We start from the raw sequence: 17,219 nt of genomic DNA on the forward strand, positions 1-17,219 counted from the left end.
CGTGGCGAGACCGCGGCCTGAGGTGGTGCTCAGGCGGGCGGCGCGATGGGCGGATGTGTCGTGTGATCGAGCAGGACGGCCAGCTGGGCCGCGAGGTCGTCGAGGGACACCGCGGCCGGGTCAGTCGCGTCGACGGTCAGGATCTCGCCGGGCACGTCCAGCGGCTCGTAGCCGCCGGCGAGCAGCTCGGCGGAGAATTCGTCGAGGTTGTTCTGGTCGCCGTGCCCGGGATGGCGTTCGGCAGTGGCCGAGCGCGCGGTGAACCGCTCCAGCAGGGTCGGGCCGTCGGCGGTGAGCTGCACCTGAACGACGCGGGCTCCGGTGTCCTTCACCAGCCGCCGGAAGTCGTCACTGGAATGGGTCCGGCGGAAATTCGATTCGGTCAGGCACGAAGCCCCGGCGCCGAGGATGTCGGTGAGCTGGGTGAACAGCACAGCTGCGGCGGCGGCCCCGAATCGCTTGGACTGCAGCCGGTCGCCGTAGCCCAGGGTGTCGAACAGGGCTTCCTTGATCGCGTCGCGGGACAGCAGCGGCAGCGTCAGCCGCGTCGCGAGTCCGCGGGCGAGGGTGCTCTTGCCGACGGCGGGCGGACCGGACACGACGATGACGGTGGGAGCGCTGGGCACAGACTGGCCTTTCTGTTGGAGGCGACGATGAGGTCGGCCGGCGTCTCGACGTGCAGCCAGTCGCCGGGGACCGCGCAGAAACCTAACGCCGCGCCTGCGACGAAGGAGCTGAGGGCGCGGGTGTGGCTGATCTGGCGAGCGCGCATGAGGGCCAGCACCGGGTCGGTGAGCAGGTAGGTGTCCACGACCTCGTACCGGCCGGGGCGTGTCGCGCCGTTGGTGTCGGCGGCGCGGTGCCAGGAGGTGACGGTGTCGTGGGCGGCAGTGAGGGTGTAGTGGCCGGTCGTGCGCCACTGCTCGCTCGCCGCCACGACGGGCCGCCCGCCGCGCTGGTGCTCATCGAGCATCTGGGGAATGAGGGTTTCGTAGTCGAGCAGGACGTTGCCCGCGACGATCAGGACCGGGCCGCGCAGGTCGCGTGCGGCATGTTCGACGCCGACCCAGCCAGGGCCGTGCTCGGCGACGACCTGGATCCGCGGATCGAGCTGGGTGCGCCACTGTCCGACCAGGTCGGCCACCTGGTGGCCGTGGTGGCCGGTCAGCAGCACGATCGGGACGTCGGCCCCGGCTACGGCGGGGCACAGCCGCGCAAGGACCAGGTGCAGCAGCGGGAGGCCCCACAGCCGTGACAGGCACTTCTGCTGGTCCTGCGATACCGCGCCCATCCGGGTGCCTGGCCCGCCGCACAGCACGATGACCGCGGTCATGACATCACCAGCGGGAGCACGGTGTCGGCGAACCGACGGAGGAGCCCCAGGTCGTTCGTGCAGACGCTCAGGTAGCCGACGCCGGCGGCGATCCGGCGGTGCAGCGTCTCGGCGGCCTCGGCGGGGCTGCCGCCCAGGACCCACCAGTCGGCATCGGGGTCGGCCAGCGCGGCCGCCGGCAGCTCCCGGATCTGCAGGTGGAACCCCGGCGGTGGCCACCCGGCCGGGCTGGCGTGGCGCACGATGTCCATCTGAGCCGTGATCGACGCGGCAGTGGGGCGACCGGTCGCGCGGTCCCACGTCGGCACGGTGAGCGCGACGACGTCGGCGGTCGCCGCAGCCAGGCGCAGCATCCGGGGGCCGCCGGCGGCGACGACCAGTGTCGGCGCCGGGATCCCGGCGGCGTTCGCGGCGGCCGCCGCCCGGGCCGCGGTGTCGCCCTGTTCCTCTCCCGTGTCCGGCGTGCCGGGTCCGGGCCAGGCGTGGCGGATCAAGGTGAGGGTGCGGTTCAGGGTGTCGAGGCGGGTCCGGGCGGTCTCGCCCAGCACGGCCAGGTCGCTGCCGAGCCAGCCCGCACCCAGCCCCAGCTCGAACCGCCCGGCGGTGATCCGCTGCAGCGTGGCTGCGCTGCGCACGATCTGAGCCGGGTGGCGTAGCGCGTCGAGCAGGGTCATCGTGCCCAAGCCAATGGTGCGGGTGTCGGCGGCCAGCCGCGCCAGCAGCGCGACCGGGTCGGGCAGCGCGACCGGCTGGCCGCCGTCGGCGCGGGCGAGGTGGTCCGGCAGCGAGATCGTGTCGTAGCCCATCGCCTCGATCTCGACGGCGGCCCGGACGATGCTGCTGATGTTCTGATCGGCGCGCGGGGTGTACTGCACGCCGACGCGCAGGCTCGGAGTCATCGCCGGTTCTCCTCAACGGTCGTCCAGGCGGTCAGAGGCGGGTAGAGGGCAGGTACCGGCGAGGACGGGGCGAGGTCGACGAACCGGTAGCCCAGAGCGGTCGCCGACGCGCGCCGAACAGCCCGGCCTGGCACTGCGCCGGGATCGCCGGCGCCGATCAGGTGCTGCAAGAGCGCGAACATGTCGACGCCGAGCGCGAAGTTGCTCCTGTCGTTCTTGGGCAAGTGGGCGTGGGGCAACGTCACCGCGGAGACCACTCGGCCCCGGCCAAGACGCAGGGCGGCGGTCAGAAACGACAGCTCCAGCCCGTAGCCCGGAGCCAGGGGCATCTCCGACCAAGCCGCCAGCGTGGCGCCCTGGTCGCCGTGCAGCAGGAACGGGAACCGGGTCAGGGCCTGTTCCAGCGGGTGCGCGTTGCGGCTGGCCAGGTATTGCGACAGCCCGCGCGAGGATCGGCCGCCGGCCTGGGTGTAGCGGCCCATCGCCGTGGTCAGCTCGGCCAGCAGCCCCGGCTCCAGCGCCCGGCGGAGCGCCTGCGGGGTCGGAACGGTCCCGGTCGGCAGCGTCGCGCTCACCGCGGGCGCGTGCGGCACGGCGTGCGCCATCGCGGCGTCGAGCAGATCCAGGAAGCTCAGCGTCCGGTCGGTCGCCTTCGTTGTCAGCTCGGCGTCCACCACCAGCCGCAGGCCGCTGCCTTTGGCGAATTCCGCTCCTGAGAACTGGGCCTCGGCGGGCGCTCCACCTGGCGGAGAGGCGAAACCCAGGGCCCAGGGGGCATAGAGCGCCAGCGCGTCGACCGGGTCGTAGACGAGGTAGTCGCTGTCGAGGAACACCACGAAGCGCCTGCCGGGATCGCCAGGCCGCGATCGCAGCATTCCCAGGCAGGCCAGCACGTGCTCGGTCTTGCCCGTCTCCGGCAACCGTACTTCATCCGGCCCGACCAGCTCAGGGTGCTCGGACCACACCGGTTGCCCGGGCGCGAGCAGCTCGGTGAGCTCGTGCGGTGCCGGGCCGCCCTGGTAGGACACGACCAGCTCGACCCGGTCGGTGCGCAGGGCTGGTCCCAGTGCCCGGCACAGCCGCGCCGTGGTGGCGAATCGCTGCGGATCGGTGCCGTGGCACAACACGATCAGGTGCACCCGCAAGTCGTGCCGGTGCAGCGCGTCCTCCACCCGCGTCCGTAGCCCCGTCACGTCGTTGGAGGGCGCCATCAGCGTGTCGAGGTCGACATCGAGAACCCGGTCCCGCACCGGGGTGGCCAGCGCGCGGTTCATCGGGCCGGTGGCGGTGTAGAGGCGGTCGATCAGCTCGGCCACCGCAGCAGCCTCGCCGCCGGGACAGATCGCGGAGGTGCCGGTGGCCACCGCGGCGACGAAGTCGCGGTAGAGCGACGGTGGGTTGGGAAGAACCGGATAAGTCACCTGTTCGTGTGTCCCCGGGCCGCCGCGGAACACGGTGAGGTCGTAGTCGCGGTAGGAGTCGCCGACGTTGCTCACGCGCAGGCTCGCCTCGGTGCCGCGCAGTTCGAGCAGCACGTCCTCCGCGCGCGGCAGGTGCCCCAGGAACGACATCTCCGCGTGCACGGTGACACCGCCGTCCAGCTCCAGCCACGCCGTGACACTGTCCTCGACGTCGCCGCCGTCCTCCCGGCGCTGCAGCAGGGCCCGGCTCGTCGCTGCGCGCACGTCGAGCACCTGCGGGAAGTCCAGCATCCACAGCGCAAGATCGAGGCGGTGAGTGCCCAGGTCCAGCAGCACCCCACCGCCGGCGCGTGCCCGGTCCCGATACCACGCACCCGGGGCGTTGTCCCGCCGCAGCCACCGGGTCCGCACGGCATACACCTGCCCCAGCACACCGCGGCGGACCAGCTCGCGGGCCATCCAGTGGGCCCGTTCGACCCGGAAGTCATGCAGCGCAGCCAATACCAGCCCCTGCTGCTGGGCCATCTGCGCGAGTTCGTGAGCCTCGACTCCGCTCGTGCACAGCGGTTTCTCCACTGCCACGTGCACGCCGGCCTGCAGGGCTTCACGCGCGTAGGTGGCGTGCAGGTCGTTGGGCAGCGACACCACCACCGCGTCCACCAGGTCGCCCTCGAACATTTCCGTCCAGCTCACCGCCCTGCAGCCGGGTGAAGCCGTCCGCAGTGCCTCCTGTGCCCGCTCGGTGTCCAGATCGCACACCGCGGTCACCTCCGCCCCGGCGGTGGTGTGAAAGCCGACCACATGGCGCATGCCGTGCCGCAGCCCCACCACACCAATCCGCACCGGACGCGTCGAGCCGTCATCTCCGATCCTGGTCTTCATTACCCCTCCTCACGGTGTGCCTCGAGAACACCGCGAGATCGGGGTGGGCAACTAGACTGAGAAGCGACTCACGGTACGTTCACGCACACTCACGGTTCTGATCGGCGGAGGCGGCGATGACGACGGGCACGACCAACACCGGCGGACCGGACGCCGAGGTGAACGTGTTCGCCGTCGAGTTCGAACGCTGGCGCGATGTACGCGGGTTCTCCCGCGCCGCACTGGCGCTAGCCATGGGCTACGACCGCTCCTACGTCTCCAAGGTGCTCTCCGGCGCCGAGCGCCCTTCGGAGGCTTTCGCCAGGCAAGCCGAAATCGCGTTGCGCGCCGGCGGCGCCCTGCACACCGCGTTCCGTGACTTCGAAGCCCACCGCCCGCCGAAAACCCGGCCTGCCGTTCCGCCGGTACCTGACCCGGCGGCCGGAACCGGAAGCCTGGTGGTCGACCACGACGACGCGACCCTGCGCTACGACGACGGCGTCTACCGGCTCACCCAGCGCCGCCATCTCGTCAACCAGGGCACCGAACCGATCACCCGCTACCTGATCCGTATCTCCGTCGATCGGTATCCCGGTGACCCGGAACGTTCCAACCGGCTCTACAGCGAGAACCCGCTCGCCTGGGACGAGATCAACCTGCACGCCTGGCACGGCCAGAACCGAGCCAATGCGATGGACTGGACTCCCCACCACGACCGCGACGCGTTCAAGGAAGTGTGGCTGCTCTTCGCCGGCGAGTACGGGCACTTTCCCTTGTACCCTGGGGAATCCTGCTGGATCGAGTACGAGTACACCGTCAGCGAAGTCCACTGGGGCAACTGGTTCCAACGTGCCGTCCGGCTGCCGACCCGCACCCTGTCGGTAACACTGGACTTCCCTGCAGACCTGGCGGCCGCCGTGTGGGGGCTGCACACCTCGATGACCGCGCAGGCCATGCCGTTCGCCACCGCCATTGCCCGTGACGACACCGGCGACCGGCACGTGTTCTCCTGGTCGTGCGAAGACCCGCCGCTGCACGCCCGCTACCGGCTCGAATGGGACTTCCGCGGCCGCACAACTGCGGGCCACGGTCCGCCGCCCGCGCCGAGTACCGTGATGGCCGCACTCGGCATCGTGCAGGACACCGACCCGGCCCTGCGCCGCATCGCCCGCCGCTTCGACCTGCCGGCCGAGGCCGAGGACGCCCGCCGAGTCGTGACCGAGCTGAACTCGGCGTGTGAGCGCGTCGCCCAGGCCCACACGTTCGGCAAAGGAATGGGGATTGCAGCGCCGCAGATCGGGATCGACCGGGCCGCAGCGATCGTGCGCACGCCCGACGGCGAAGCGATCACCCTGTTCAACCCCACCATCATCGAGTCCGCAGGAGACGTCGACGAACAGTACGAAGGCTGCCTGTCCTTCTTCGATGTCCGCGGCCAGGTCCCGCGCCCGCACGTGATCCATGTCGAGCACACCACTATCGACGGACAGACGAAGATCACCGAGTTCGAGCGCGGCGTCGCCCGCCTCGTCGCCCATGAGGTCGACCACCTGCACGGCACGCTGTACACCGACCAGATGCGGGACGGCGTCGAGCCGATCCCGGTCGAGCAGTACCGCGGCACAGGATCGACCTGGAAGTACTGACGGCCCATCAACTCGGTGTTCGCGACGTTGACGTCTTTCTTGCTCGTAGTGCGCCCTCGACCTCGGATCTTGCACGGTTCTGCACACGACTGGCTGGACTTCAGAACTCGGAGAAGATGACAGCCGGAAGTTCTGACAGCGTCGACACCGTCCGAGTCGCCCCAGCGTGACGCAACCCAGCTTCACTCGTCTTGCCGGTGGCCACGCCGATAACCCGCACGCCCGCGGACAGCGCGGCCTTGACGTCATTCGGCGTATCGCCGATCAGGACGACCTGCATGTTGTCGAAACGTGCGCCAGTCCGCGCCTCAGCTCGCTGTCGTGCGATCCGTACCAGCTCCGAGCGGTCAGCGTGATCGTCGCCAAATGCGCTGCTGTCGAAGTCAAGAAAGCTTGCGAGGTCGAATACGTCCAGTTTGATACGCGCTACATCCCGCAGGTTGCCGGTGAGAATCGCCTGGTGGATCGCGGGGTCAGCAGCGAACTGCGCGAGCGCTTCCGGAGCGCCGGGCAGAGCGCGTCCGGTGGTGGCCAGTTCTTCGCGAGCTTCCTCGTAGCCCTGCACCAGGGCGTCGGCCAGCTTCTGGACGGCCTGGTCGGTCGCTTCGATCCCGTTGACCTTGAGTGATTCGGCCATGATGTCCAGCTCGGTCCGCCCCGCGATGGTCGCCAGCTTGGCCAACGGCCGACCGGTAGCTGCAGGGAACGCCCGGTCGTAGATGGCCCGTCCGACGCCCCTCGTCTCGATGAGTGTGTGGTCGATGTCCCACAGCACCAAGGTTCGAGGTGCAGCGTCAGGCGTGGTCATGTCGTGAGTGTGCCATCCGTGACGAATTGAGTGCGGCGAGATACCATTCGGGCTGGTCAGAAGCCTGACGGGAGGCGGCATAAGATCGTGAACGACCAATTGGCGCGGCTGGTGGGTGATCGGGTGCGGTTCTACCGCACAGCCGCCCACCAGACGAAGACGGTCGTCGCCGGGCTCACTGGGATTACGCCGGACTACCTCTACCAAATCGAGCGCGGCCAGAAGCTGCCCACGATTCCAGTGCTCGCGCAGCTGGCCGAAGTCCTGCGCGTCAAGCCGGGTGACCTGCTAAGCGCCGAGCCAACGGCGGCGCCCCGGCGCACCTCTGGTGTCGCCGGTGACGCGATCTACCGCGCCATGACTGCACCGGAGACAGCCAATCCAGCCCCTGTCAGTGATCTCGGGCGCCAGGTCCGCGAGGCCTGGAACACCTGGCAAACGTCCGGCCATCGCTACAGCGAATTGACCACCGACTTGCCAGAGCTCATCGCTACCACCAACGCGACGGTCCACGGCACCTCGGGCAAGCATCAACGGCAGGCACAGTCCATAGCCGCCGACTTGTACGGCCTCGTTAGGACTGTGACGAAGCGCATCGGTCGCGTTGATCTGTCCCTTCTGGCTGCCGACCGGGCACAGCGCTCCGCGGAACAAGCGGACGATCCGGTCCGGCTAGCCGGAGCCCGATGGAATCTCATCCAGGTCATGCTCGCCGACGGCCACGCCGAGGCCGCTGAAGACGAAGCCATGAAGGCGCTCGCCGAGCTTCAGACCGCGCTCGGCCCGGACCACCTCGACGCTGCGGCGCTGTCCGGCGCGCTTCTCCTTATCGCTGCTGTCGCCGCTGTCCGGACCGGCGATGCCTGGACTGGCCGCGAGCGACTCCGACAAGCGGCGCCGCTGGCCGAGCGAGTCGGCGACCGCAACGTCTGCTGGACCGCATTCGGGCCAACCAACGTGGCCATGTACGCCGTCTCGATCGAGATGGAGTCCGGCGAAGCCGTAGAGGGCTTGCGGCTGGCCGCCCACATCGACCACGAGCAGTCGCCCTCGATCGAGCGACGGGTGGCATTCTTGCTCGACCAGGCGAAGGGCTACGCACAGCGACGCGAGTTCGCCCAAACCCTGACCCTCTTGACCACCGCCGAAACCGACGCACCGGAAGACATCAGCTTCCGGCCTGCAGCCCATTCGCTTATCCGCACCGTCATGAAACGCGGGCGACGGACCGAGGCAGCCACTGCCGTACAACTCGCCAGCCGCGTCGGCCTGCCGGAATAGGGCAACCCCTCGCCGGTACCTACCCGAACTGACAGTTCGGGTTACTCGCAAGTAATCGTCATACCGTCGGGCTCTGGCACCCCGGCGGCCGGATGATCTTCCTCTCGCCTCCGAGGTCACGGGCGAACTCCCGCATGCGCTACTTCTCGTTCGCCGTGATGCGTCCCGGTCGTCGGGTGCCACCCAGCGACCGCAAGCAACGAACGAGGCGATCCCGGTGTACCAAGGCGAACACTCATCGACCCTGGGCAAGCAGTTCGACCTCACCCATTCGGCGCTCAAGCCCCGTGGAGTTGACGTCGAAGGAGCCAGCTCTCACCTCGGCGAGAGCGACTCGTGCTGCCTCGAGTTCACCATCACGGACGTACGACTCAGCCAACCACGTGCGATACAACGCCACCTCGCGGGCGTGCGCGTGGTCATGGCGGTCGATTGCAGCCGTGGGCAGCGCCGCCGCGGTAACCGGATCGCCCAGCTCGATCAGGCAGCGGTCAGGCATGACATCGATCTCCTCCCGGGACATCCAGTACACCCATCTGGGGTCCAGAACGCATCCACAGGTCGATCGCAGCGCCCTCAGTTATCGCCCAATCAGGCTGTCGTGGATATGGTCGTCGAGTTCGGCCAGAAAGTCTTCGTTTCGCCACGGTCGGAGATCACGCCGAGCGAGGCGAATTCGCTGCGCTGGGACTCGGCCGCCCGTCGCGGCGGTGATGTCGACGGCCTCGTGCAGCAAGTCAACGCAGGCTGCCGGGTCGCCCAGGCGCAGCCGAGCGAGCGCCAAATCGGTGCTGACGATGCCGCGTTGCACGGCGTCCCGCGAGAACCCCAACGCGGAGATCGACCGGTCAAGACGGTCATGTGCGCGGCTGGCGTCTCCTGCATGGAGGGCACACAAGCCGTCGAACCCGTCCAACCGGTCAGTGTTGAAGCCGCCGTGCGGGTCGTCGATGCTCAGCTGCTCTGCCGTCTTCCAGGCACGGTCGAGGGCGACGGCCGCCTTACGGGCCTGGCCGGCCCGAGCGCAGATCTCCGCATGCACGGCATGAGCACGAGCGCGAATCGCGTAGCTGGGACCCCGGTGAGCTTCGACGGTCGCGGCGTGGGCGATCGTCCGAGCCGTTTCCAGGTCGTCAGTCGCATGCAAGGTCACCATGGTGTGGCTCGTCTGGATTGCGGCGCGGTGGCTGCGGTCCTCGAGGTGCGAGGCTACTTTGGTCGCCTCTGTGTACAGGGCCATGGCCGCCTCGTCGTCGTGAGTTTCGAACGCCAGCCGACCGGCCAGCGAGTATGCAGCTGCGGCGAGCGGGACGAGCTCCTGCCGCCGACTGACCTGATCATGCTTCACGAGCCGGCGACAAGACTCGACGATGGGCGCGAGCTGGAGTTGGAGGCGGACGAACGGGACGGCTCCGATCTGTCCGTTGATCGCCGTGACCGACTCCTGCAGCCGCCTGATGTCCTTCTGGTCAAGCTGCGAAGGGTCGCTCAGCCTTCCGTTGCCGCCGTGCGTGCGGTGAGTGACGAGAGCGACGAGCTGCTGCACTCGCTCCGGCGGCGTCCCGAAGAGGCGAAGGGCGTCCAGCAGGGTGGCGAAATCGGATCCGGGTCCGATCGCCAGGTCGCCGGCTGGGGTGCGCGCGTAGAGGTGCACCAGGAGGAACTGGTAGCGGTCGCTGGGGCTGGTTCGGCCAGAGACGCTCTCCCAGCGAGCGACCGCGCGTTGGACGCTGGCGACCTGCCTGTCCATCAGGGAGGTCACCGCGAGTCGGCGTGCAGTGTCCCGCAGCGCCCGGGCGAGCTCAGCCCAGGACCAGCCGCGTCCTTCGCGCAGCCGCCGCAGCAGCACGGCCGCGGATTCCCGATCAGTCGTGGTCACGATGACCAGTACACCATCCGGACGATGTCATACGGGTGCAATCAGCCGGGGTTTGCCCTGTTCGGCTGCGTAGTTCACCGTGTACCAGGTACCGCTGGTCGGATCGGTACCTCGGGGGAAGCCGACCACGAAGTCGCTGCGATCGACCATCCAGCGGTTGCGGGCGTAGTACGCGGCGGTGCCCAGCCGATCAGCGTCCAGCTCCACGACCTCGACGAGCCGGCCCGCGTCCCAGTGTCGGCGGATGGACGCCGCCGCCGCAGCTGGCTGATCAGCCACGGTGCAGGGCACCACGACGGTCAACGACGCCTGGCTGTGATCGGCCAGCCAATCCAGAGCGGCGGTGTCGATGCCGACGGCACCTCCAAGGTAGAAGTGAGCGTCCGGGGCGGCGAACGGTCGAAGGTAGTCGTCAAACAGTCCGGGAAGCTGGGACTCGGCGGGGACCGAGCGAGTACCGGTGATCGTTACATGTCGGGTCACGCTCGCCTGCACCTCATCGAATGTCATCGAATGTCATCTGTCGCTGTCGCGCTCGGTGACGATCTTATGAACGGACTGACTGCGGCGGAGACTACCTCTCACCCTCGCAGCGGCGGAGTCCCCGGGAATGCGAGGTGCGCACGATGACAGTGGACTTCGAATCGCTGGCAACGCTGCTGCCGATCACCTTCACCGCGCTGTTCGCCATCGCCTTCGCGATCGGCCTGATCCAGCAATGGGCAGCCAGCCGAAGGCGAGCACGCGTGTCCGGTAGCCGAAACGCTCCTCCGCGCCACAGGCGACTCGACGACTCGGGACGTGACCTCCGATGATCACGCCCATCACGAGCCCGTTCGCGTTCCTCTGGGACGAGCCGGCCAGCGAGCCGTTCACCACCTTGCTGAAACGCCGCTGGGACTTCCTTCCCGAGTTCGACGCCGACGGCCGCCTCGAGCGGATCACCGGCTCCTTCACCTGGGAGGCAGACGGCTTCGTCGACGCTGTCCGCGTCAAAGGCGAGACCGACGCCGCCGCCCTGCGGGTGGATCGCGCCGGCGGGAAGATCTGGGAACGCGAAGGCGACACCCTCAACATCCTGCACCAGCTCGTCGAGCTTCCCGCGCCCAGTGACCCGCGCGCGCCTCGTCTCGTGATCGGCGCGGCTCCGCGGCTGTGGACACCGTGAGGTGGCCGTGGGCGCGACGCGCGCGACGACAGCTCACCGTCGTCCAGGCACGGCAGGCGCTGGCGTCCTTGCCGGACGTCCACTGGCGCGATCCCGAGTCCGAAGAACAGGCACGCACGCAGCTTCAGGAGGTTGCCGCGATCGTCGAACAGGCACTGCGGCGAGTTCATGCGTCATCGGAGGAAGCGCGCGCGTTGAAGTACGCGCAAGCGAGGTTGACAGCGTTTCTGGAGGGCTGGGACGACCCCGGCCTGATCGCACCGATTCACCTCGTCGCCATGTACCAGAGCCTCAAGGCGGCTTTGCGCACACTTTCCCTCAGATTGGCAACGAACGAGAACGCGGATCCGCCGACGAACCCCGACGATCCCGTACCTCGACCGTGAACACAGCCGAAAGCCCAGCCCGGACAGGCGATGTGCGTACCTCCCTCCTGTCCGGTCTGCGCGCCTCGACCGAACGCGAACGCTCAATCTCCGGGCGGTCGAGGCGCATCCAACGTGTTCATTCCCGACCTGGAACGTGATCAACCATGCACGACACCTCAACCACAACACCGAGCCACCACGAGGCTCCTACCGCGCAGCGCCACGCCTTGAGCGTCGACCGTCTCGCCGCCGTCGTCAACGCCACCGGCAGTGAGACAACAGCGACGATCGGCGCCCTGCAAGGGAAAGGACACCTGCGCGAAACCATCCGGTGGCGGTTCGTCCAGTATTCCGCGGACCCGATACCGACTGACCAAACCCGAGTGCGGCGTCGCGGCGTGACCGCGCCTAACGCCGGTCGGCCGACCGGGACCGTTCTGAGATCACCCGCAACCAACGATCCGCGGATCCACCGCGTCCATTGCGTCACGTTCGACGCCACCGGCTTGCTCGCACCCGCATGCGCGTCAGCGGACTACCGCCGCGACACCGTCCATGCCGCACGGTCCCGCCGCCCGCGCTACCGCGAAACGTCAGCCGCCGTGACCTGCCAGAGAACTCGATGCAGTGAGGACAACGCCGGCAGCGACCCGCCCGAGGATGCGACCGAGTCTGAGGCTGCCGCGGAGCCACCATGCCAGTGACCGACGGCGCGAGACCCGAGACCTACTGGTGGAGCATCGTGCGTGCGCGGCCGCTGCACGACTACCTCGACTCGCGCACAACCACGGCCCGGCTACGGCATTGGCCGACCCGCGATCCCGACTTCCCGTTCACCATCTACCCGCTCCAGGAAGCCTTGGATGACTCTGATGACCAGGACCGATACCGGCGAGCTCGCCCATGCCGTGGGCGCGGAACTACAGCAGCAGCGGGAAAGCCGCGGCTGGTCCCGCGCTGCACTCGCCGCGTGGTCTGACGGCCGGGCGAAGGTGCGAACACTCATCACGTGGGAGAAAGCGACCCGCTCGATGTCCCTGCGCCAGCTCGGCGACGCCGGCCTGCTTTATCAGCTGCGGCCCTCCGAGCTGCTGGCCCGCGCTGAACGCCGTATCCCCTGGGACCCGGACCTCGGTGTGGACCTCGCCGCCCTGGCCGCCACTCAGTGCGACGCGCTACGCCCCGCGGCCCGCTGGGCACAAGACGAGCTCCGCGCCGGTGAACCACCGTTTCGCGGGCTCAGGCCCGTCGACCTCGCGAGGCTCGCGGATCGGTGCCGCCTGAGTGTCGCGCACCTGACCATCCTGCTTTCCACCGAGGCACCAGTACACCAATGACACCAACAGAAACGACACAACGCACACCGACCCGCCAGCATGAAGCCAATCGGGCGCCGTGGTGGCGACCATGCGGCATCGACCAAAAGAGAATCAACCTCGCGTATCTTTTCGACGCCTTCCGTGAAGCCAAAGACAGCGATGGCCGCTCCGTGGCCTCCGTGAAGTTCGCGCACACCAGCGAACGCGACGCCGCCCGCCGGATGACCACCCGCGTCCCCGACGCGGGCTTCGTGTTCCGCTCCGAACGCGCGTTCCTCGACCGCGTCGCCACCTACCTCGTCACCCACCAGCGCGTCAGCACCATCGTGGTCGCCGGCGCCGGGCTACCCCACATCGCCGGTGACGACGACCTGCACTCCCACGTCCGCCGCGGCGAAGAAAACAACCGCAACCGCTCCCCGGGCTTCACCCGCGCCAACGTGATCTACGTCGAACGCGACCCGCTCGTCCTCGCGCAGCTACGCACGATTGCCGACGAGGACAAGGGCGTCTACGTCGTCGAGGCCGACCCCTGGGATCCGCAAAGAATGTGGGACACCCTGTACAACACCGGGAGCGAGAATCCAGGTCTCGTATCAGCCGACCACGACCACGTGGCGCTGTTGCTGGGCGGCGTCATGTCCTTCCACGGTGGCAGCCGCGCCGACGTCGCCCAGGTGGTACAGGGCCATCTCGCACGACTGCCCAACGGCTCGTTCCTGGCCATGACGCACCTGCTGATGCCCGAGCACCCCGACCTCGCCGCCCAGGCCCGCGAGTTCGAAGAAGCACTCCAGTTTTCCGGTCCCGGCACCGGAAGCCTCGCCACCCGCCGCGAGATCCAGACGATGCTCGACGGCACGGTGGAGCTACCACCGGGAATCGTCCCGGCGTTCACCTGGTACCCCGACGGGCCGCCCACAGACCCGCCGGTCTGCGGAAACTTCGCCGCCGCGGTCCTTGCCCAGAAACCCGGACCGGACAGGGACTTACCGGAACCTCCGTGGCGGCCGAAAAATAGCTGACTGCCTGACTGTCCCTGTCCCGATATCGCGGACAGTCAGAGATCCGAGACGATGCCATCACACGAAACTCGAGCGCCCTCGCCGGAAGACCGTCGGCCGCTACCCGCTCGGCGCGAGCCTCAACTCCGCCGTCTCGTGATCACACGGCAAGAGACCGACTTGACTACGGCGCGGCAGCCGATGGTGCATGCGGTGCTCGAGGCTCCGGAGCCATGGACGTCGGGTGCCGGAATCGTCCCGACGCCCCACCACTTGGAATGAGAACCTGTATGACCAAGGTAAAATCACTTCCGGCGCTGCTCGCTTTGAGTGACTCTCTCCGTGCGGCCAGAACAGATCAAGGACTGGGTCTTCGCAGGTTCGCGGATGCGCTGGGAGTCCCGGCCGCGACCTTGTCGAGCTGGGAAACCGGCAAGCGGCAGCCGGAGATCGACGTTGTGGCACACATTCTCGGATTCCTCCGGGTCAGCCCGGCTGAGTACCAGCGCATCATGTGGCTCTGGCACCAGCTCGACTCCCCGACTTTCATCGAAAATCTCATTCCAGGCACCGCTAGCCTGCGGCAGAAATTGGATGAACTCGCCGTCCGTTCCTGGGAATGGGCACCACACACGGTCCCGGAACCATTGCAAACCCCGGAGTACACCCGCGCGATTCTGCAGCGCGACGCGACCCAGCCTGACGATATTGACGTAGAAGTCTTCATCCGGCAGGCCCAGCAGCTGGGCCGCAAGCAGCCCCGACGCCGGACTGTGCTGTTAGGCGCAGCAGCCTTGGCGCCGGCGGCCGCGTCGCAGCTACACGCAATCGGTGCGACGGCGGATCGTCTCCACGTGAAGATAAGGATCGTCCCAGCGAGCACCGAAGGCGCACGAACGATGGAGCCCTTCACGATCTATGAGACCGCGGGCAAGACCTTCACTGTCGCGTTGCGACACCACGACAACGTCATCTTCGTCAGTGAGCGAGACGTGGTGCAGAGGTACCGGTCGCGGTTCAGGTCGCTAGAGCGAGAAGTAATCGACGATGCCGACCTTGATCGAAGCGAGTCGCCCAGATACAGGCGCGCTTGACCACGACGCCGTCTCAACGGCCAGCCGCGGATCGCCCCGCCACGTTCGCCAGCTGCGCGGGCTTCCTGAAGGCGACCACGCACTTCGCGCCGGCCGCCGCACGCACCAGCTGAACCCAGCACACCGGCCGCGGAGTGGCCGCGCAGCACCCCGACTCAGCCCGACCCGCCGGCCACGGCGCCACCGCAGACCGGCGACCAACCAAGAAAGCAGCACATCGATGCCTCCACTGCTCCTCAGCCATGCCCGGACGCACAGCTGCGAACACGGAATCGTCGATGTCGAGCCGCCTCGCCGGAACACCAGCGGCGGCCGCCTGCTCGGCACGAGCCGCAACTCCGCCGTCGGCTGCATCGTCGCTACCAGCCCGAGGGCCACCCACCAGTGCCTGCCGCAGCTTGTGGTCGCGACAGTCAGCTGGGACCTCGATGCCGCCCAGATGGTGGTCGACCGGCAGGTCCGCGAATTCCTGGACCTGGGCACCGGCGGGGTCGCGCTCTGGGCCCGCCACTCCACGTTGTCTGCCCTGTCGGAGGCAGGAGCGCAGATCGTGGCGATCGAGCACGACCGGAGGCAGCCGCTCGCTCCGGTCATCCGGGCGACCTGGCTGCTCCAGGGCACCGCGTTCGGCCTCGCGCTGGTCCTGCGATGACCGCCCGCCCTTCCGGCGGCGTCCGGTCCAAGCCTGCGCCGTGCCGCCCCCGCTCGCCGCGCGGCAACCACGGCCCGATGTCTCGCGTCTCGAACCACGCGGAGACTCGGCGGTGGTGCCGGTGACCGTCCCGTACGCGCACCTGCCCTCGCTGACCCGGCAGGTCTACGAGCTGCTCGCCGACCATCCCGGCCCCGACACCACCGCGTTCCCGGTTGCCGCCGCCCTCGGTATCGGCGAGCAAGACGCGGCCGCGGCGCTGCAGCGCCTGCGCGCCGCCCGCCTGCTCGACCAGCACCCGCCCGGCGACCGGTACACGATTGCGCCCTGGGCGCGCCTGCACGCCACCCAGCGGCGCGCCCGGCTGCCCAACCCGGCCCGCGCCGAGCAGAACACCCGCCTGATCGATTGGTACGCCGCCACAGCCTCCGCCGCGGTCCCGCTCCTCGCCCGCGACGCATTCCGGTTCAGCACCCCGGCCAAGCACGAGACGGTGCCGCACGACCACGGGGACGGGCGCCGCGCCCTGCACTGGTACACCTGGGAACACCGCGTCCTGCGCACCATCCTCACCGCCGCCGCGGACCGCGGGCGCGACGACCTCGCCCTCGAGCTGGCCGAAGCCACCTGGCACCTGGCCCGCACCACCTACCACCACGACGACCTCGCCCACGCCCAGCACACCGGCCACACCCACACCCACCAAACCCGGCAACCGATCGCCGCGGTCTTCCGCGCCCGCGAAGCCTCCGCCCTTGCCGACCTCCGCCACCACGAAGCGGCACTCGGCGCCGCGGCCGACGCCGTCACCCTCGCCCAAGACATCGACGACCCGGGCATCCTCGCCCTGGCCTACTCCCACAGCGGCCGCGTCCGCCTCGCCGCCGGCGATCCCGACGAGGCTCTGCACGAATTCACCACCGCCCTGCGCCACTACCGCACGATCGTCGACAACCACGGCCACGCCCTCGCCCAGCGCCGCATCGGTCAAACCCACCTGGCCCTCGGCCACCCCGCCGACGCCGTCCGCTTCCTCGACGCCGCCAGCAGCGCCCTGACCCGCGCCGGGAACCGGCTCGCCGCGGCACGAGCCATGACCTACCTGGCCGACGCACTCACCGCCGACAAGCAGGCGCCCCAAGCGTTGACGGCCGTGGGCCGCGCCCACGGCCTGTTGGGCAACACCGCGGCCCCGCGCTACCGGGCCGGCCTCGACCTGGCCGCCGCCCGCGCCCGTTGCGCCCTGGCCGAGCCCACAGCGGCCCGCCGTATCACCGACGACCTCATCCGGCGACTCCGCCATGCCGGTCTCGGGGCCGCCGGCGACCTCGCCGCCGCCACCGAACTACACGACCGGCTCTGACCCACCACATCGGGAGTCCACTGTGGAACTTTTCTTTCAAGGCGATCGCCTGCCATGACGGCCCGGGAATCCCTGACCGTGGGCCGTGCCCTCGGCGCCCCGTGCGTTGCGGCTCTGGTCATC

Annotated in this window: 18 protein-coding genes; 10 read left to right on the forward strand and 8 right to left on the reverse strand. The window is 68.8% G+C overall.

Annotated features, from left to right (window positions below; genetic code table 11):
• Positions 1 to 29: 29 nt before the first annotated feature.
• The 4 genes from ACFVYA_RS30940 to ACFVYA_RS30955 are packed head-to-tail and all read right to left on the reverse strand — an operon-like array spanning position 30 to position 4,535.
• Complete coding sequence (locus ACFVYA_RS30940) at positions 30 to 599, reverse strand: AAA family ATPase (RefSeq protein WP_387049973.1); 570 nt, start codon at positions 597 to 599, stop codon at positions 30 to 32.
• Positions 539 to 1,333 carry an NDP-sugar synthase gene (locus tag ACFVYA_RS30945; RefSeq protein ID WP_387049974.1) on the reverse strand — a complete coding sequence of 265 codons (795 nt, stop codon included), beginning with the start codon at positions 1,331 to 1,333 and terminating at the stop codon, positions 539 to 541. The genes ACFVYA_RS30940 and ACFVYA_RS30945 overlap by 61 nt, the downstream gene beginning before the upstream one ends.
• On the reverse strand, positions 1,330 to 2,232 hold the full coding sequence (locus ACFVYA_RS30950) for an LLM class flavin-dependent oxidoreductase (RefSeq protein ID WP_387049975.1): 903 nt from the start codon (positions 2,230 to 2,232) through the stop codon (positions 1,330 to 1,332). The genes ACFVYA_RS30945 and ACFVYA_RS30950 overlap by 4 nt, the downstream gene beginning before the upstream one ends.
• A complete protein-coding gene (locus ACFVYA_RS30955; RefSeq protein WP_387049977.1) occupies positions 2,229 to 4,535 on the reverse strand; it encodes a Gfo/Idh/MocA family protein in 2,307 nt (768 codons plus the stop codon). Before ACFVYA_RS30955 ends, ACFVYA_RS30950 begins: the two co-directional genes overlap by 4 nt.
• 116 nt (positions 4,536 to 4,651) lie before the next feature.
• Between ACFVYA_RS30955 and ACFVYA_RS30960 the strand changes: the two genes are divergently transcribed.
• The gene (locus ACFVYA_RS30960) at positions 4,652 to 6,160 is read left to right on the forward strand and encodes a peptide deformylase (RefSeq protein WP_387049978.1); all 1,509 of its coding nucleotides are present in this window, start codon (positions 4,652 to 4,654) and stop codon (positions 6,158 to 6,160) included.
• A 100-nt stretch (positions 6,161 to 6,260) separates the two neighbouring features.
• Here ACFVYA_RS30960 and ACFVYA_RS30965 read toward each other — a convergent pair whose 3' ends face one another.
• Positions 6,261 to 6,968: an HAD family hydrolase gene (locus ACFVYA_RS30965; protein WP_387049980.1), complete on the reverse strand. Its 708-nt coding sequence runs from the start codon at positions 6,966 to 6,968 to the stop codon at positions 6,261 to 6,263.
• 87 nt (positions 6,969 to 7,055) lie between these two features.
• Between ACFVYA_RS30965 and ACFVYA_RS30970 the strand changes: the two genes are divergently transcribed.
• Complete coding sequence (locus tag ACFVYA_RS30970; RefSeq protein WP_387049981.1) at positions 7,056 to 8,249, forward strand: helix-turn-helix domain-containing protein; 1,194 nt, start codon at positions 7,056 to 7,058, stop codon at positions 8,247 to 8,249.
• 235 nt (positions 8,250 to 8,484) lie between these two features.
• Here the strand turns inward: ACFVYA_RS30970 and ACFVYA_RS30975 are convergent, their stop codons facing one another.
• Genes ACFVYA_RS30975 through ACFVYA_RS30985 form a run of 3 tightly spaced genes read right to left on the reverse strand, consistent with a single transcriptional unit; the run spans position 8,485 to position 10,638 of the window.
• Positions 8,485 to 8,772, reverse strand: a complete 288-nt coding sequence (locus tag ACFVYA_RS30975; RefSeq protein WP_387049983.1) for a hypothetical protein — start codon at positions 8,770 to 8,772, stop codon at positions 8,485 to 8,487.
• A gap of 57 nt (positions 8,773 to 8,829) precedes the next feature.
• Positions 8,830 to 10,128, reverse strand: a complete 1,299-nt coding sequence (locus ACFVYA_RS30980) for a hypothetical protein (RefSeq protein ID WP_387049985.1) — start codon at positions 10,126 to 10,128, stop codon at positions 8,830 to 8,832.
• 27 nt (positions 10,129 to 10,155) lie between these two features.
• On the reverse strand, positions 10,156 to 10,638 hold the full coding sequence (locus ACFVYA_RS30985) for a hypothetical protein (RefSeq protein WP_387049987.1): 483 nt from the start codon (positions 10,636 to 10,638) through the stop codon (positions 10,156 to 10,158).
• A 116-nt stretch (positions 10,639 to 10,754) separates the two neighbouring features.
• On the opposite strand from ACFVYA_RS30985, the gene ACFVYA_RS30990 reads away from it, so the two are divergent.
• The 8 genes from ACFVYA_RS30990 (at position 10,755) to ACFVYA_RS31025 (ending at position 17,096) form a co-directional block, all read left to right on the forward strand.
• A complete protein-coding gene (locus ACFVYA_RS30990) occupies positions 10,755 to 10,943 on the forward strand; it encodes a hypothetical protein (RefSeq protein WP_387049989.1) in 189 nt (62 codons plus the stop codon).
• A complete protein-coding gene (locus ACFVYA_RS30995; RefSeq protein ID WP_387049990.1) occupies positions 10,940 to 11,296 on the forward strand; it encodes a hypothetical protein in 357 nt (118 codons plus the stop codon). The genes ACFVYA_RS30990 and ACFVYA_RS30995 overlap by 4 nt, the downstream gene beginning before the upstream one ends.
• 68 nt (positions 11,297 to 11,364) lie before the next feature.
• Complete coding sequence (locus ACFVYA_RS31000) at positions 11,365 to 11,682, forward strand: hypothetical protein (RefSeq protein WP_387049991.1); 318 nt, start codon at positions 11,365 to 11,367, stop codon at positions 11,680 to 11,682.
• Between the two features lie 845 nt (positions 11,683 to 12,527).
• Entirely contained in the window at positions 12,528 to 13,001 is a 474-nt protein-coding gene (locus tag ACFVYA_RS31005; protein WP_387049993.1) for a hypothetical protein, read from the forward strand.
• On the forward strand, positions 12,998 to 14,008 hold the full coding sequence (locus ACFVYA_RS31010; RefSeq protein WP_387049995.1) for an SAM-dependent methyltransferase: 1,011 nt from the start codon (positions 12,998 to 13,000) through the stop codon (positions 14,006 to 14,008). The genes ACFVYA_RS31005 and ACFVYA_RS31010 overlap by 4 nt, the downstream gene beginning before the upstream one ends.
• Positions 14,009 to 14,277: 269 nt before the next feature.
• Positions 14,278 to 15,081, forward strand: a complete 804-nt coding sequence (locus tag ACFVYA_RS31015) for a Scr1 family TA system antitoxin-like transcriptional regulator (protein WP_387049997.1) — start codon at positions 14,278 to 14,280, stop codon at positions 15,079 to 15,081.
• A gap of 220 nt (positions 15,082 to 15,301) precedes the next feature.
• Positions 15,302 to 15,733: a hypothetical protein gene (locus ACFVYA_RS31020; protein WP_387049998.1), complete on the forward strand. Its 432-nt coding sequence runs from the start codon at positions 15,302 to 15,304 to the stop codon at positions 15,731 to 15,733.
• A 121-nt stretch (positions 15,734 to 15,854) separates the two neighbouring features.
• Positions 15,855 to 17,096, forward strand: coding sequence for a tetratricopeptide repeat protein (locus ACFVYA_RS31025; RefSeq protein ID WP_387050000.1), 1,242 nt, complete (start codon positions 15,855 to 15,857; stop codon positions 17,094 to 17,096).
• Positions 17,097 to 17,219 lie beyond the last annotated feature (123 nt).

The organism is Amycolatopsis sp. NPDC058278 (assembly GCF_042881395.1).
GTDB lineage: Bacteria > Actinomycetota > Actinomycetes > Mycobacteriales > Pseudonocardiaceae > Amycolatopsis.